The 15455-nt window shown below is 61.4% G+C and carries 14 protein-coding genes; 8 read left to right on the top strand and 6 right to left on the bottom strand.

Annotation, left to right across the window (positions count from 1 at the left end):
- Positions 1 to 6 precede the first annotated feature (6 nt).
- The 6 genes from R0J92_RS15205 to R0J92_RS15180 all read right to left on the bottom strand — a co-directional run bounded on the left by R0J92_RS15205 (position 7) and on the right by R0J92_RS15180 (position 6881).
- Positions 7 to 2259, bottom strand: a complete 2253-nt coding sequence (locus R0J92_RS15205; RefSeq protein WP_411052260.1) for a molybdopterin cofactor-binding domain-containing protein — start codon at positions 2257 to 2259, stop codon at positions 7 to 9.
- Positions 2260 to 2262: 3 nt separating this feature from the next.
- Complete coding sequence (locus tag R0J92_RS15200; protein WP_411052259.1) at positions 2263 to 2721, bottom strand: (2Fe-2S)-binding protein; 459 nt, start codon at positions 2719 to 2721, stop codon at positions 2263 to 2265.
- A gap of 289 nt (positions 2722 to 3010) precedes the next feature.
- Positions 3011 to 4162, bottom strand: coding sequence for an N-acetylglucosamine-6-phosphate deacetylase (nagA, locus tag R0J92_RS15195; RefSeq protein ID WP_411052258.1), 1152 nt, complete (start codon positions 4160 to 4162; stop codon positions 3011 to 3013).
- Complete coding sequence (locus tag R0J92_RS15190; protein ID WP_411052257.1) at positions 4159 to 5187, bottom strand: SIS domain-containing protein; 1029 nt, start codon at positions 5185 to 5187, stop codon at positions 4159 to 4161. Before R0J92_RS15190 ends, nagA begins: the two co-directional genes overlap by 4 nt.
- Positions 5188 to 5251: 64 nt before the next feature.
- Positions 5252 to 6007, bottom strand: a complete 756-nt coding sequence (locus R0J92_RS15185) for a GntR family transcriptional regulator (RefSeq protein WP_106164887.1) — start codon at positions 6005 to 6007, stop codon at positions 5252 to 5254.
- A complete protein-coding gene (locus R0J92_RS15180; protein ID WP_411052256.1) occupies positions 5994 to 6881 on the bottom strand; it encodes a BadF/BadG/BcrA/BcrD ATPase family protein in 888 nt (295 codons plus the stop codon). The genes R0J92_RS15185 and R0J92_RS15180 overlap by 14 nt, the downstream gene beginning before the upstream one ends.
- A 180-nt stretch (positions 6882 to 7061) precedes the next feature.
- On the opposite strand from R0J92_RS15180, the gene R0J92_RS15175 reads away from it, so the two are divergent.
- The 8 genes from R0J92_RS15175 (at position 7062) to R0J92_RS15140 (ending at position 15429) form a co-directional block, all read left to right on the top strand.
- Positions 7062 to 7952 (top strand): N-acetylmuramic acid 6-phosphate etherase, encoded by an 891-nt coding sequence (locus tag R0J92_RS15175; RefSeq protein ID WP_411052255.1) that lies wholly within the window; start codon positions 7062 to 7064, stop codon positions 7950 to 7952.
- A gap of 37 nt (positions 7953 to 7989) precedes the next feature.
- Entirely contained in the window at positions 7990 to 9243 is a 1254-nt protein-coding gene (locus tag R0J92_RS15170) for an ABC transporter substrate-binding protein (RefSeq protein WP_317384661.1), read from the top strand.
- A gap of 84 nt (positions 9244 to 9327) precedes the next feature.
- Positions 9328 to 10242, top strand: a complete 915-nt coding sequence (locus tag R0J92_RS15165; protein ID WP_317384662.1) for a sugar ABC transporter permease — start codon at positions 9328 to 9330, stop codon at positions 10240 to 10242.
- 12 nt (positions 10243 to 10254) lie between these two features.
- Complete coding sequence (locus tag R0J92_RS15160) at positions 10255 to 11094, top strand: carbohydrate ABC transporter permease (RefSeq protein ID WP_106164882.1); 840 nt, start codon at positions 10255 to 10257, stop codon at positions 11092 to 11094.
- A 136-nt stretch (positions 11095 to 11230) separates the two neighbouring features.
- Positions 11231 to 12265 carry a Gfo/Idh/MocA family protein gene (locus tag R0J92_RS15155; RefSeq protein ID WP_411052254.1) on the top strand — a complete coding sequence of 345 codons (1035 nt, stop codon included), beginning with the start codon at positions 11231 to 11233 and terminating at the stop codon, positions 12263 to 12265.
- A complete protein-coding gene (locus tag R0J92_RS15150; RefSeq protein ID WP_411052253.1) occupies positions 12262 to 13257 on the top strand; it encodes an ABC transporter ATP-binding protein in 996 nt (331 codons plus the stop codon). Before R0J92_RS15155 ends, R0J92_RS15150 begins: the two co-directional genes overlap by 4 nt.
- Before the next feature lie 137 nt (positions 13258 to 13394).
- On the top strand, positions 13395 to 13976 hold the full coding sequence (gene betI, locus R0J92_RS15145; protein WP_411052252.1) for a choline-responsive transcriptional repressor BetI: 582 nt from the start codon (positions 13395 to 13397) through the stop codon (positions 13974 to 13976).
- A gap of 367 nt (positions 13977 to 14343) precedes the next feature.
- Positions 14344 to 15429, top strand: coding sequence for a TRAP transporter substrate-binding protein (locus R0J92_RS15140; RefSeq protein ID WP_106164972.1), 1086 nt, complete (start codon positions 14344 to 14346; stop codon positions 15427 to 15429).
- Positions 15430 to 15455 lie beyond the last annotated feature (26 nt).

The following is a 15455-nucleotide window of genomic DNA, read 5'->3' as shown; positions in this document are numbered from 1 at the left end:
CCCTCCTCAGACGAAATCGATATGTTTGTTCAGCGGCAATTCGCGGATGCGTTGCCCGGTGGCGGCAAAGATCGCATTGGCCAGCGCCGGGGCCGCAGGCGGCACACCCGGCTCGCCCACCCCCCGGATGCGGCTGCCGTTGCTCAGCGCGCGCACCTCAATCTGAGGGGCCTGATAGAGCCGCACCCCCTCATAGGCGTGATAGTTGGTCTCAAGCGGGGCGTGATCCTCATAGGTCAGCGCGCAGTTCATCGCGTGCCCCAGCCCAAAGATCACCCCGCCAAAGACCTGCGCCTCCAGGTTCGTGGGATCAAGCACCTCGCCCACATCCACCGCCACATAGACCTGATCGATGCGAATGCCCGCCTCCGTCTGCCTGACCTCGATGACTTGTGCGCAGGGCACGCCAAAGGACATGCAGAACCCTACGCCACGTCCGCGCCCCTCAGCGATTGAGGGACCATCCCAGCCCGACATCTCGCCCACGGCCTCCAGCACCTTGCGCGCAGGCTCATGCAGACACAGGCGGATGCGCTCAGCCAGCGGATCAGCCCCGGCGGCATGGATCAACTCATCAAGGAAGCTATCGTGGTAAAACCCGTTGCCCGACGCGCCGACCGAACGCCAGGACGACACCGGCACCATGCTCGGCGCGCGATAGCCGGTGACACGATAGTTGGTAATATCAAACGGCTGATCCCACGACCCGGTGGTGATGGTCGCATCGGGGCCCGGCAGGCTCATCCCGCTCAGTCGGCCAAACCACTCCGGGGCCATGGCCGATTGACTGACCGAAAGATCAAAGGCCACCACCTTGCCATCTGCGACCTTACCGCGCCCTGCGGCAACCGAGGCCGGGCGCGGGTAGTCGTGGCTCATATCCTCTTCGCGGCTCCACGTGAGTTTCAGATGCCGCCCCGGCACCGCCAGTGCCAGCTCCACCGCCTGCTCCACATGGGTCATCTCCAGCCGGTGACCAAAACTGCCGCCCATGGGCAGCACATAGACCTTCACGGCCTCAGGCGCGACGCCCGCAATGGTTGCGGCGCGGTCGCGGATGAACAGGGGGATCTGGGTCCCGGTCCAGATTTCCACCTGCCCGTCCAGCACCCGCACCACCGCGTTCATCGGCTCCATCGGCGCATGGGCGAGATAGGGAATGCGATAGCGCGCCTCGATAATCTCGCCCGCCTCCAGTGCGGCGTCCACATCGCCCTCATCGCGCTGGCGGTGGTCATAGCTGTCGGGATCGCCCAGCGCCTGTTCAAGCGCGGCAAATATCCCGTCCGAGGTGCCAGGATAGTCCGGCGCGCTCCACTCGATCTGTAGCGCCTCTGCCGCCTGAAACGCACGCCAGGTGTTGTTGGCAATCACACCGACACCGTTGCTGACCGGCAGGATTTTCTCCACCCCGCGCATCCCCTCTGCCGCCGAGGCATCAACACGCGCGCCCGCGGTGCCAACGGCAGGGTTGGCACGCACGGTGGCATGCAACATGTCCTGAAATTCCATGTCGATGCCGTAGACCTCAGTGCCGGTGCATTTGCGCAGCATATCCAGACGCGGCAGATCGGGCTTGCCCAGATAGCGCCACGCAGAGGCAGGGCGCAGGGTCACATCCGTGACCGGGTCAATCTCTGCCGACTCTGCCGCCAGATTCGTATAGGCGATGGCGGTGCCATCCGGCAGGATCACCGCGCCATTTTCGGTCCGCAGATCCCCACGCGCCACGCCAACCCGACGGGCCGCCGCCTCTTTCAGGGTTTCGCGGGCCGTCGCCCCCGCCATGCGCATCCGGTCAAACCCATCCGGCACAGTGGACGACCCGCCGGTCATCTGGATTGAGAACAGCTTGGCCGGGACCGACATGAAGTCACGCAGGGTCTCGGCCACAAACCCATCCTGATAGGCTGGAAACGGCACGCCCTCGCTCAGCACCGTGGCGTTGTAATAGGCCTGCCCCGGCATCCCCGGGGTGATCGTCGCGGTGGCCGGGTCGATGTCCAGCTCCTCGGCGATCAGATAGGCCTGGATGGAATAGGCCCCCTGCCCCTTGTCCGCGCGTGGCGTAATCAGGGTGATGCCTTCTGCGTCGATCTTCACAAAGGGCGTGATCGCCGCCTCACCCTCCTTCAGATCATCAAGCAGTGGATTGGGGATCGGCTTTTTCGCCATGTAGACGCCAAAGGCCACGCCCCCGGCAATGGCGGCGGACCCAATCAAGAATGTACGGCGGGCAATTTTTCCAGCACGGCTCATGGCTCAGGCCTCGCTCAATTTCTGCGCAGCGTCATGGATCGCGGCCCGGATACGGGGATAGGTGCCACAGCGGCAGAGGTTCCCCGACATCACCGCATCAATCTCTGCATCGGAGGGGTCCGGGTTCAGGTCGAGCAACGCTGCCGCCTGCATGATCTGGCCCGATTGGCAGTACCCGCATTGCGCCACCTGATGTGCCACCCATGCGGCCTGCACCGCATGCAGGCTCTCGGGGATGCCCAGCCCTTCAATGGTGGTGACGTCGCCCTCAAGATCTCCAACCGGCAACTGACAGGAGCGCACCGCCATCCCGTCCACATGCACCGTGCAGGCCCCGCATTGGGCGATGCCGCAGCCATATTTTGGACCTTTGATGTTCAACTCATCCCGCAGCACCCACAACAGGGGCATCTCGGGTTCGACATCGACCTCATGTTCGGTCCCGTTCACGGTCAGCTTCATGATGGATCTCCGTGGCAGCCGTTCGCCTCTACATTAGCGCAAACGCGACGCAGAAACACGCCCGACAGGCGACAGATACCATGACCTTAGGTCAGCCTATGGCGCATATGGCGCCATGCGTGACACTTACCCCGGCGCCAAATCCTTTCAATTCGATATTGTCTTCAAGACCTTAGTCAAAACCGTACGCCGCCGATCAAGATCAGGGCACGAGCAAAACGCATGCCTTAACCTTGTGCCTAGACACCGCATTGCTCCGCTGCGTCAGGCAGTCTGCCGTGCTCAGCAGCTACGCCAGGACAGGGGAAGCCGAGCCGAGATCTGAGGTGATCCGGATCATGTCCTTCAGCAAATAGGCGGGCGCGGATTCGGCGGAGGCGCCCACACCTTGCCCGATCAACGCCGCCGGGATGGTCGTCGCGGCGGCAAGCGCCTCCGCAAGCGGGACATCACACTGCGTTGTCAGGATGCGCAACGCCGTCGTCAGATCAAGGTCCGCCCCCGCAAGCGTGCCGTCCGGCAGGCACAACCGCCCATCGCGGCGGGTAATCCTGCGCCCTTCTAAGTGGAATTCTGTCGCGTCGGTTCCCGCAACGGCCATTGCGTCAGACACCAGAAAAATGCGCCCCAATCCGCGGCGCTTGGCAATCCAGGCGGCACGCAGGCTGGCGGGATGGACATGTATGCCATCCGCAATCACGCCCGCTGACAGTTCAGCGGTATCGAGCACGGCCCCCACGAGCCCCGGCGCGCGATTGCCGAGCTGACTCATGGCGTTGAACAGATGCGTGGCACAGCGCGCGCCCGCATGCACATACCGCACACAGGTCTCGAACGCAGCGTCTGTATGACCGAGCGAGACCAGCACGCCAGCCCCTACCATACGCTCGACCTGCTCCGGTTTTACATTCTCAGCAGCGATCGTGACCTTCAGCTTTGGCAATTGCTCCGCAGCTTCGCAGATCACGGCAAGATCCGCGTCCTCCATGGGCCGGATGAACCCCGGATCATGAGCGCCCTTTCGGGCGACGGAAAGATGCGGCCCCTCCAGATGCAGGCCACCAAACCCACGTATGCCAGCGTCATGCGCGGCGATACCCGCCTGCAGGGTCTTGCGCGTTTTCTCAGGCGAATCCGTGATCAACGTGGGCAGAATCGTGGTTGCTCCGAGGCTGCGATGTGCAGCGCAGATCCGATTGATCGTGTCCACGCTGGGCGCATCGTTCAACATCACGCCACCGCCACCATTCACCTGCAGATCGACGTATCCCGGCGACAAGATATCCCCGCCGAGGGCAACCTCCTCGCCCCGCTCGGTCAGTTCCGCAACCGGAACCAGAGCGGACAGCTGGCCGTCGCGAAACTGGGCAGCATACCCGTCTCGAAGAGCTTCGCCGTCGAAAATGGGTCCGCCCAGAAAGGTGATCAGCGGCTGCATCATACGGTTTCCGTGACCTTGTTCAGGTGGCGCGGCGCATCTGGGTTCACACCCCGGCGCGTGGCCACGGTTTCCACCATTCCATAGAACGATACGATGGAGGAGATCGGATCGGTGATCCAGTGGTCCGTCCGCACATGCGGCAGCACTTCGGCCCCCTTCGCCTTGTCGGTGGTCGCAAAAACCCGCGCGCCCTTTTCAACCAGGGCCTGCACCATGTCGCCAACACTATCCTCGGCTGCGTCTGCTGCGGCAAAGGCAATCACCGGGAAATTCTCGCCCACGATCGACACTGGCCCATGCAGTACCTCAGCCGCTGAATAGCTCTCGGCATGGATCTGACAGGTTTCCTTGAACTTCAGCGCCGCCTCGTTCGAAACCGCCCAGCTGGGCCCGCGCCCCAGCGTATACAGCGACTGGCCATCAATGGCCTCAACGGCGGCACTCCAGTCGCAATCCTTTGCCTTCGCCAGATGCCCCGGCAGCTTGCGGATCGCATCGAGCAACGCCGCGTCCTGCTTGACCTCTGCCAGCAACCAAAGACCGGCGACCAGCGAGGTCACAAATGTCTTGGTCGCCGCGACGCTCAGTTCCGGGCCCGCGTGGATCGGCAACACAGCGGCAGAGGCTTTCGCCAGAGGGGAGGCACCGTCATTGGTAATTGCCACCGTATAGGCGCCCTTGTCGCGGAACGCCGAGGTCAGCTGCACGATGTCCGGGCTTTTGCCCGACTGCGACACAGAAATGCTGAGCGCGCCCTTGCAGTTGAGGTCCACGCCGTAAATCGACTTCACCGACGGCCCCACCGAGGCCATTGGCAGGCCCAGCAGCAACTCACTGGCGTATTTCAGATAGGTGCTGGCGTGGTCAGAGGAGCCGCGGGCCACTGATAGCAGGTAGCTTGGTGCCAAATCCCGCACTTCGGCAGCCGTGGCGGTGACCGCCTGGGCGCCGTCGGTCAGCAGCCGCTCGACAGCATCGGGAATTTCATTGATTTCGCGTCGCATCTGCGTTTGAGGAGCGTTCATGGTATAAAACCTTTCACTTGGGCAGATCATTTAGAAGGGGCAGCTGGTCCATTCGGCACTCAGCTCAGCCGGAAAGCTGCAGTTCCGCAACGAAGTCGTAGGCGTCGCCACGGTAGAGGGATCGGGTCAATTCCGCGACACGCCCGTCTTCGAGAAACGACAGACGCTGGATGCGCAGACCCGCAGTGCCTTCGGCAACATTGAGCAACTCCGCCTCGGTTGATTCGAGGTTGATGGCAGAGATCTTCTGGATCGCGCGCACCGGACGATGTCCGATCTGATCCAACGTCGCATAGAGCGAGGTCGTGACCTCCAGCGGGTTCGGTAGAATACTGAGGGGCAGTGCCGCACGTTCCAACGCCATCGGCTGACCGCCAGCCTCGCGCAGACGATAGATGCGCGCGACGGACTCATCATCGCCGAGGCTCAACACCGAGATCTCCTCCTCGGTCGGCAAGAACACTCCGCGCTCCAGCCATTTGGACGTGGTCTCAAGCCCGCGCTGCTGCATGTCCTCGGTAAAGGAGGTCAAATGCGAAAGCGATTGCTCAACGCGCGCCGTGCTTTCCCGCACGAAAGAACCGGAGCCTTGTCGCTGCTCGATCGCGCCTTGCTGCACCAATTCGTGCATCGCCTTGCGCACAGTGACCCGAGACAGATCTGTGATGTCGGCAATCTCACGCTCTGGCGGCAGGGAGCTGTTGGGCGGCAACACCCCAGAATGGATGGCTTCCTCAAGACGGCGGCGCAACTGCACATAGCGCGGACCAGCCCCCTGATCGAACCAACTATCCGGCTTCAGAAATTCAGTGATCGTCATCCCGCACCTCCTGTGCGAACTCATGCGCCAGAATGATCGCCCCATCGAGTGGCGTGCCCTTCGGGCTGATGCAGGCCTCCTGCATGGCCGGGGGCAGATAGGGCAGGAACTGCGGCGCAATCCCGCCTGTCAGACAAAGCGGAAGCCCGGCGACCCAGCCCATCTTGTGCAGCGTACTGGAAAGCTCACGGCCCGCTGCATTCAGGATATCCACCGCAAGCGGATCCCCCGTGGCGGCGAATTCGGTCACATCCGGCGCGACCCGGCCAAAGTCAGCGGGTGTCGCAGAGGCCGCAAAGGCCACGATTTCAGCCGAGCCCCCGAAGCGGTTCAGCAAATGCGCCCCAAGACCGGAGGCCTCGCGCAGCAGGTCAACTTCTTCCAACGTACAGGATAGCGCACGCCGACCGACCCATTGGGCCGACGCCGGATCTCCGAGGATCGCTCCCCAACCTCCTGCGAATCGGCTTTGTCCCTCAAGCTGCGCCGCAAAGAACGACCCGGTGCCACAATGCGCGATCAGGCCGTCGCTACCGCCCAGCGCCCCATTGAGGGCAGTTGGGCGGTCATCCGTCACCCGTGCGCGATGAAACGGCAGAGCCGCCGCGAACCGATCTGCGATCACCGGCCCGGTAACCCCCGCAATCCCGATGTAAATTGGGCAGGTCACCAACGCCTCAACAGCATGGCCGGTCACCTCAGAGAGCCGCGCCAGACCATCAGTCACTTGCTGCACCGCCCCATCCAAGTCGGTCGAGATATTCGCCGACCCGGTCTCAACAGCGGTCACGCCCGCAACACCGGAAAGCGCCAAACGACATCGCGTGCCGCCGCCATCCAGAGCCAATATAGAGGTTTTCAATGCATCCGTCATGAAGATACCATTACGATACCAACCGGGATTTTGAAAGACAAAAACAGGACCAACCCCGTGAGAAATTCCGCAAATATCGGCAAAACCGGTAATTTCGCCGAAGAAACACCAGCCATATCACACAATGGTAGACAAAAGGTATCAAATGGGTATTGTTGATTCAAACTTGGAGGGAATCACGTGTCGACCGCTGCCACGGAACAACTGCACGACAAAGCCGGGGGGCTGGACGCTCGCCCACTGAGCGAGATCGCCGAAATATTGGCGCAAACTCAGCACGACGCCGCGCGCCCTCCGCGCCACGCGACGGCTGCACTCTGCGGCGGCGCCCTTGCCATGGCCGAGACCATCCGAACCGGCGGCACCTTGCATTATGCTGCTGCAGGCTCTTCCGGCCTTATGGCTGCTGCAGACGCACTCGAACTGGGCGGAACCTTCTCGATCCCCGCATCACAGCTGCGCATTCACATGGCCGGCGGCATGCCGACCGGAGTGGAGATGCCTGGCGGCACCGAGGATGAAACAGCCGAGCTGGAGCGCGCCTTGGATGGGCTTAGCTCAAACGATGTCTACATCGGCGTCTCGGCAAGCGGCACCACGCCTTACACGGTTGCAGGAGCGAAACTGGCCAGGCGTTGCGGCGCCACGGTGATCGGGATCGCGAACAACCCCGACACAGACCTGCTGAAACTCGCAGATCACGCTGTGCTTTTGCCGACCCCAGCTGAGGTCGTGTCCGGATCGACCCGAATGGGGGCCGGGACCGCACAGAAGATCGCGCTCAACACGCTCTCGACCCTGATGGCCATTGAACTGGGCCATGTTCACGATGGCATGATGGTCAACCTGCGGGCCGACAACATCAAACTGCGGGCCCGTGCCCGACAGATCGTCATGCAGATCTCAGATGTTACCGAAGATATCGCCACCGCCGCCATTGAGGCCGCCGGAGGCAACGTCAAATGCGCCATCCTGATCGCGGCGGGCGCAACTGACCTCGCGGACGCCACTGCGCGTCTGGAGACCACAGGTGGCAAGCTGCGCCCCGCGCTGCTGTCGCTCAACACATAAGAAAAACAATAAAATCATCCCAATAGGAGGAAGACTCATGAAAAGTAAGTTTATGTTGGCCGCATTGGCGGGCACCGCCCTCGTCGCGACATCCGCACTGGCCGAAGACGTCACCCTGACCGTCGAGAGCTGGCGGAATGATGACCTGACCCTGTGGCAGGACAAGATCATCCCCGCGTTTGAGGCTGCACACCCCGGCATCAAGATCAACTTCACGCCCAGCGCGCCGACAGAGTACAACGCTGTTCTGAACTCCAAACTGGATGCAGGCTCCGCTGGCGATCTGATCACCTGCCGCCCGTTTGATGCCTCGCTGGCGCTCTATGAGGCCGACCATCTCGCAGCGCTGGATGACATGGACGCCATGGACAACTTCTCCGACGTGGCGAAGTCCGCATGGCAGACCGACGATGGCTCCGCGAGCTTCTGCGTGCCGATGGCCTCGGTGATCCACGGCTTCATCTACAACAAAGAAGCCTTCGAAGAGCTTGGCCTTGAGGTTCCGACCACCGAGGAAGAATTCTTTGCCGCTCTTGAGACGATCAAGGAAGATGGCACCTATATTCCGATGGCGATGGGCACAAACGACCAGTGGGAAGCCGCCACCATGGGCTATAACAACATCGGCCCGAACTACTGGAACGGTGAAGAAGGCCGCAAGGCGCTGATCGAGGGCGAGCAGAAGCTGACCGACGAGCAGTGGGTTGCCCCCTTCGAAACGCTCGCCAAATGGGCGGATTACCTGGGCGACGGGTTCGAGGCACAGACCTACCCCGACAGCCAGAACCTGTTCACCCTCGGTCGCGCCGCGATCTATCCGGCAGGCAGCTGGGAAATCTCCGGCTTCAACGCGCAGGCTGATTTCGAAATGGGCGCCTTCAAGGCTCCGGTCAAAGCCGCTGGCGACAGCTGCTACATCTCGGATCACACCGACATCGGCATCGGCATGAACGCCTCCACCGAGCACCCCGAAGCCGCAAAAACCTTCCTGACATGGGTCGCGTCACCGGAATTTGCCGATATCTTCGGCAACGCTCTGCCCGGCTTCTTCCCGCTTTCGAACGCACCAGTCGATCTGGAAGATCCGCTGGCCAAGGAATTCGTCAGCTGGCGCGATGAGTGCGACAGCACCATTCGCTCGACCTACCAGATCCTGTCGCGCGGCACCCCGAACCTCGAAAACGAGACCTGGGGCGCATCTGCGGCCGCGATCAAAGGCACCAAGACACCTGAAGCACTGGGTGAGGAGCTGCAGTCCGGTCTCGAGAGCTGGTACGCACCGCAACAGTAAGCCTTAGAAACGACAGTATAACCGCTGTTGCAACACCCCCGGACGCGCCGTCCCGCGCGTCCGGGAACTGGACCGGAGTTTCCCATGCAAAAGCCCCGCATCCGCTGGCATATCGCCGTCTTTCTGGCCCCTGCCGTGCTGATCTACACCTCGGTAATGATCTTCCCCCTGTTCAATACGCTGCGCCTCGCCCTGTTCCAAAAGGTCGATCAGGAGCGCGTGTATGTCGGGCTGGAGAATTTCCGCACCCTGTTCTTTGATCCGACCTGGTCAGAGCAATTCTGGAACGCATTGGCGAACAACTTCTGGTTCTTCCTGATCCACATGCTGGTACAGAATCCGATCGGGATCGCGCTCGCTGCCCTGCTGAGCCACCCGCGCCTACGCTTTGCCGCGCTCTACCGCTCGGCGATCTTCATTCCGACGATCCTCAGCTTTGTGATCGTGGGTTTTGCCTGGAAACTGATCCTGTCGCCGATCTGGGGCATCGCGCCGTCGATGCTGGATGCAGTGGGGCTGAAGTCGCTATTCGCGCCGTGGCTGGGCAAGGAAGAATATGCGCTGACAACATTGGCAATGGTCTCCGTCTGGCAGTTCGTCGGCATCCCGATGATGCTGATCTACGCCGCGCTTCTGTCGATCCCCGAGGAAATGCTTGAGGCTGGCGAGATTGACGGCGTCACCGGCATCGCTGCCTTCTGGAAGATCAAACTGCCGCTGATCCTGCCCTCGATCGGGATCATCTCGATCCTGACTTTTGTAGCCAACTTCAACGCCTTCGACCTGATCTACGCCGCGCAAGGTGCGCTGGCTGGGCCGGATTTCTCAACCGATATCCTCGGCACCTTCATGTATCGGACGTTCTTTGGCTTCCAGCTGCAATTGGGCGACCCGCATATGGGGTCTGCCATCGCCGGCGCGATGTTCGCGATCATCCTCGTGGGCGTCTGTCTTTATCTTTTCGGCATCCAGAGCCGGATGCGCCGCTACCAGCTCTAACGGGAGACGACGATGAACTCTGCACGTTCCAACCCGATCAGCACAGTGGCCATGCATGGCGTGCTGATCCTCTATACGCTGATTGCGTTGTTTCCGGTCTTCGTAATCCTGATCAACAGCTTCAAGACCCGCAAAAAGATCTTTCGCGAGCCACTGGCGCTGCCGGATGCGGAAAGCTTCTCGCTGGTGGGCTATCAGACGGTGCTGAAGCAGGGGGATTTCTTCCTCTACTTTCAGAACTCCTTCATCGTCACCGTCGGCTCGCTAACGCTGATCCTGCTGTTTGGCGCAATGGCGGCCTTTGCGCTCAGTGAGTATCGCTTTCGTGGCAATATGATCATGGGGCTCTATCTGGCGCTCGGGATCATGATCCCGATCCGCATCGGCACCGTGGCGATCCTGGACATGATGGTGTCCACCGGTCTTGTGAACACGCTCTGGGCGCTGATCCTTGTCTATACTGCGCAAGGTCTCCCGCTGGCGGTCTTCATTCTGTCGGAGTTCATGCGGCAGGTCAGCGATGACCTGAAGAGCGCCGGTCGCATCGACGGGCTCAGCGAATACACGATCTTCTTCAAGCTGGTGCTGCCGCTGGTGCGCCCTGCGATGGCCACCGTGGCGGTGTTCAACATGATCCCGATCTGGAACGACCTCTGGTTCCCGCTGATCCTCGCGCCCGCTGAGGAAACCAAGACCCTGACACTGGGCAGCCAGGTCTTCATCGGCCAGTTCGTGACTGACTGGAACGCGGTTCTGTCGGCGCTGTCCATGGCAATCCTGCCGGTGCTGGTGCTCTATGTGATCTTCTCGCGCCAGCTCATTCGCGGCATCACGTCGGGGGCGGTGAAATGATTGGCTTTGTTCACAAAAACAGAGGGCAATCTCCGGCCTTAGGTGGGGGCATAGCCCCCGCCCAAGGGGGCGATCGGGGGCTACCCGATCCGCAAGCGGACCTGGCGGTTCTTCTACATAACTCGGGAGCCGTATCATGACCCGCGTTCTAGTCGCTGGCCTTGGCAACATGGGGCTCTCCCATGCCCTCGCCCATCACAAGCAGGACGGCGCCGAGATTGTCGGCCTCGTCAACCGCTCAGGTCAGGTGGATCACCCCGACCTTCAAGGTTACCCGGTCTTCACCGACTTCCATGTGGCACTTGAGGAAACCAAGCCGGACCTCGTGGTCGTCGCCACCTACTCCGACAGCCACGCCGACTATGCCGTGGCCGCGATGGAGGCAGGCGCGCATGTGTTTGTCGAAAAACCTCTCGCCACGACGGTGGAGGACGCCCGCCGTGTGGTCACCACCGCAGAGGCGACGGGACGCAAGCTGGTCGTGGGCTATATCCTGCGCCACCACCCCTCCTGGGTGCGCCTAATCCAGGAGGCCCGCGCGCTTGGTGGCCCATACGTGTTCCGCATGAACCTCAACCAGCAAAGCAGCGGCGCGGAGTGGGAAACCCACAAAGCGCTGATGCAGACCACAGCACCCATCGTGGATTGCGGCGTGCACTACGTGGATGTCTGGTGCCAGATCACTGATGCCAAGCCCGTTCAGGTGAACGCCATGGGCCTGCGCCTGTCGGAGGAAATCGCCCCGGACATGTATAACTACGGCCAGTTTCAGGTCACCTTCGACGACGGCTCTGTCGGCTGGTACGAGGCAGGTTGGGGCCCGATGATGTCGGAAACCGCTTTCTTCGTCAAAGACGTGATTTCCCCCAAGGGCTCGGTCTCCATCACGGGTGCAGATAAATCCAAATCCGCCGATGTGGACGGCCACACCAAGGTTGGTGGCCTATTGGTTCACCGACCCGAGGGCGACCAGCTGATCGATCTGCCGGATGAACCGGGCCATCAGGAGCTCTGTGACGCAGAACAGGCCCATATCCTGCGCGCCATCCGTGAAGACCTAGACCTTTCCCGCCATGCGCGGGACGCCGTTCAGTCGTTGGCGATCTGCCTCGCGGCTGATGAAAGCGTCCGCAGTGGGACCCCTGTCAAACTGAAAGAGGTAACGCCATGACCGCGCTGACCCTGACCAATGTCAACAAATCCTTTGGCAACGTGCATGTCCTCAAGGACATCAATATCGAAGTCGAAGAAGGCGAATTCGTCGTTTTTGTCGGACCCTCAGGCTGTGGCAAGTCCACGCTCCTGCGCACCATCGCCGGGCTGGAGGACGTAACCTCCGGCGAGGTCTGCATCGCGGGCGATGTGGTCAACCAGACGCCGCCGTCGAAACGCGGTATCGCGATGGTGTTTCAGTCCTACGCCCTCTATCCGCACCTCAATGTGCGCAACAACATGGCGTTGGCCCTGAAACAAGCCAAGGAAAGCAAGGAAACCATCGAAGAGCGCGTCGCAGAGGCCAGCCGCATGCTGAGCCTCGGGGATTACCTTAACCGTTTCCCCTCCGAACTCTCCGGCGGTCAGCGCCAGCGGGTGGCCATCGGTCGCGCCATTGTTCGTCACCCGAAACTGTTCCTGTTTGACGAACCTCTTTCCAACCTTGACGCCGCCCTGCGCATGAACACGCGTCTGGAGATCGCCAACCTGCACGACCAGCTTGGTGCCACCATGGTCTATGTGACCCACGACCAGACCGAAGCGATGACCCTGGCTGACAAGATCGTGGTGCTGCGCGACGGGCGGGTTGAGCAGATCGGTTCACCGATGGAGCTCTACAATAACCCGACAAACCAGTTCGTCGCAGGGTTCCTCGGCTCTCCGGCAATGAACTTCCTGCCCGCGAACCTGCTGGAGGATGGCAGCCCCAACACGCTTGGTGTGCGTCCCGAAGATCTGGCTCTGGACGACGCCGGCCCGCTGGAGGTCACGACCAAACATGTCGAGCAGCTTGGGGGTGATACCAATGTGATCGCGGATTGCCACGGCCACCAGATCACCGTGCGCCTGTTCGGCCAGCATGCCATCAATGCAGGACAGCACCTGCGTCTTGGGATCGCCGACGGGAAATCCTACTTCTTCGGCGCACAGGGCAACCGCCTGTCCTGAGTTCAGCGCCCTGCGCCTTCAGCCGCGCAGGGCGGCCCCTCCTGACCGCCCCAGTGCGCAAGGCGAGGCACCCGAAACATATTGACCTCTGCCCCTCCGCTTGCCATTGCCTGCACAACGCATGACAGGAGAGTGCTATGCCCAAAGTGGGGATGGAGCCCAAGCGCCGCGCCGCGCTGGTGTCTGCCGTGATCGACGAGATCGGCGAAACAAGATCTCTTGACGTGACCGTGGCGCAGATCGCGCGCCGGGCAGGCATGAGCAGCGGTCTCGCGCATCACTATTTTGGCAGCAAGGAGCAGATGCTTATTGCCGCTATGCGTCACATCCTGTCCGAATTCTCGACCAAGGTCCGGGCCGAACTGCGCGACGCCAGCACGCCGCGCGACCGGCTTGAGGGGGTCATTCGTGCCAATTTTGCCCCGCATGTCTTTGATCCCCGCAAAACCTCTGCCTGGCTGAGCTTTTATGCGCTGGCGCAATCAAAGCCTGACGCCGCGCACCTGATGCAGGTCTACCAGCGCCGGTTGCGCAGCAACTTGTTGTTCGACCTGCGCAAACTGAGTCCGCAAGCAGACGAAATCGCCGATACTCTCGCCGCCCTGATCGACGGCGTTTATCTGCGGGCGGCCCTGCGCGAAGGCGCGCGCAGCGATGCCGCCCACCTGCAGGTATCAACCGCTCTCGATACGTTCTTGAAGCAGAGCAATACCCGCTGAGGCAGAAATGTTGATGCGGACACCATACTGACAGTCCGTTTCATGGCGCGCGCCGCGTGCAGTCGCTATGGCGCACTCCTGACCAATGGTGCGCGACAGCCCATGCGAATGCGCGTGCTCACCCCTCGCTACAGCTCTCCAAGTCTGCTTCAAAACCTTTGCAACAGATCCAAGCGCGCGCCGCGCTGGTCGCAATCAACGATGAATGTTTGGTCATCCAGGTCCCGTCTGGCCAGATCCGCACAAACCGTGATTGACATGCATATGTACACACATATTAATGTAAAGCGCCTACAAAACATAATTGAGGCCACGCCATCGAGGTCATGGCCAACATAACTGCACCGACAGACGGAGGATGAACGACATGCAACGACGTAAGTTTCTGAAAGCGGGTGCCCTCGGCACCGCGGCCACGGCGCTGGCAAGCCCGGCACTCGCACAGGGCAAGATGCAATGGAAATTGGTCACCGCCTGGCCGAAGAACCTGCCCGGCCCTGGTGTTGCGGCGCAGATGCTGGCAGACCGGATCACAACTCTCTCCGGTGGCCGCCTTGAGGTGAAGCTGTTCGCCGCAGGTGAACTGGTCCCAGGTCGCGGTGTGTTTGATGCAGTCTCCGAAGGCACCGCCGAACTGTATCATGCGGTACCGGCCTATTGGGGATCCAAATCCAAGGGCATCCTGCTGTTTGGCTCGCAGCCCTTCGGCCTGCGTGCAGACGAGCAATTCGGCTGGCTCTATCATGGCGGCGGTCAGGCCCTGTACGATGAGATGTATGGTCGTTTCGGGATCAAACCCTTCCTGTGTGGCAACTCCGGTCCGCAGTGGGGCGGCTGGTTCAAGAACGAGATCAACTCTGCCGAAGACCTGAAGGGTCTCAAGTTCCGCACCACCGGTCTTGCCTCCGAAGTGGCCTCCAAACTTGGCATGGCCGCCGAAGCCACCAGTGGCCCGGCGATGTTCCAGGGGCTGCAGACGGGTGCTCTGGACGCGGGCGAATTCATTGGTCCTTGGACCGATAGCGCGCTGGGATACTACCAGGTGGCCAAAAACTACTACTGGCCCGGCGTGGGCGAGCCGTCCTCTGCCGAGGAATGCGGCGTCAACGCCGACGCATATGCCGCCCTGCCCGAAGATCTGCAGCAGGTGGTCGCGCTGGCGTGCGAGAGCCTCTACAATCCGGTCTGGACCGAATACACCACCAAACACGCCATGGCGCTGAAGAAGATGGTGGATGAAGAAGGCGTGCAGGTGAAAATGTTCCCCGAGGACGTGATCACAGCCATGGGCACCGCCGCCGCCGAGGTCATCACCGAGCTGCGCGAAGACGACGACGAGCTGGTGCGCCGGATCACCGAGAGCTTTGTCTCCTATCGCGATCTCGTGGGCGGCTACATGAGCTATGCAGACAACGGTCAGATGAACGCACGCGCCGCCGTGATGGGCTATTGATCGTTTGAAATGACAGCCGGCGCCCT

This window comes from Tritonibacter sp. SIMBA_163 (assembly GCF_046535935.1).
Taxonomy (GTDB): domain Bacteria; phylum Pseudomonadota; class Alphaproteobacteria; order Rhodobacterales; family Rhodobacteraceae; genus Epibacterium; species Epibacterium scottomollicae.
The sequence above is the reverse complement of the archived record's forward strand: the minus strand, read 5'-3'. Positions and strand labels throughout refer to the sequence as shown.

What these genes read in the sequence shown, in the direction of transcription:
- R0J92_RS15205 (WP_411052260.1), bottom strand. Translation starts at nt 2,259, where the DNA reads ATGAGCCGTGCTGGAAAAATTGCCCGCCGTACATTCTTGATTGGGTCC.
- R0J92_RS15155 (WP_411052254.1), top strand. Translation starts at nt 11,231, where the DNA reads ATGACCCGCGTTCTAGTCGCTGGCCTTGGCAACATGGGGCTCTCCCAT.
- R0J92_RS15140 (WP_106164972.1), top strand. Translation starts at nt 14,344, where the DNA reads ATGCAACGACGTAAGTTTCTGAAAGCGGGTGCCCTCGGCACCGCGGCC.
- betI (WP_411052252.1), top strand. Translation starts at nt 13,395, where the DNA reads ATGCCCAAAGTGGGGATGGAGCCCAAGCGCCGCGCCGCGCTGGTGTCT.
- R0J92_RS15170 (WP_317384661.1), top strand. Translation starts at nt 7,990, where the DNA reads ATGAAAAGTAAGTTTATGTTGGCCGCATTGGCGGGCACCGCCCTCGTC.
- R0J92_RS15150 (WP_411052253.1), top strand. Translation starts at nt 12,262, where the DNA reads ATGACCGCGCTGACCCTGACCAATGTCAACAAATCCTTTGGCAACGTG.
- R0J92_RS15200 (WP_411052259.1), bottom strand. Translation starts at nt 2,721, where the DNA reads ATGAAGCTGACCGTGAACGGGACCGAACATGAGGTCGATGTCGAACCC.
- R0J92_RS15185 (WP_106164887.1), bottom strand. Translation starts at nt 6,007, where the DNA reads ATGACGATCACTGAATTTCTGAAGCCGGATAGTTGGTTCGATCAGGGG.
- R0J92_RS15190 (WP_411052257.1), bottom strand. Translation starts at nt 5,187, where the DNA reads ATGAACGCTCCTCAAACGCAGATGCGACGCGAAATCAATGAAATTCCC.
- nagA (WP_411052258.1), bottom strand. Translation starts at nt 4,162, where the DNA reads ATGATGCAGCCGCTGATCACCTTTCTGGGCGGACCCATTTTCGACGGC.
- R0J92_RS15165 (WP_317384662.1), top strand. Translation starts at nt 9,328, where the DNA reads ATGCAAAAGCCCCGCATCCGCTGGCATATCGCCGTCTTTCTGGCCCCT.
- R0J92_RS15160 (WP_106164882.1), top strand. Translation starts at nt 10,255, where the DNA reads ATGAACTCTGCACGTTCCAACCCGATCAGCACAGTGGCCATGCATGGC.
- R0J92_RS15180 (WP_411052256.1), bottom strand. Translation starts at nt 6,881, where the DNA reads ATGACGGATGCATTGAAAACCTCTATATTGGCTCTGGATGGCGGCGGC.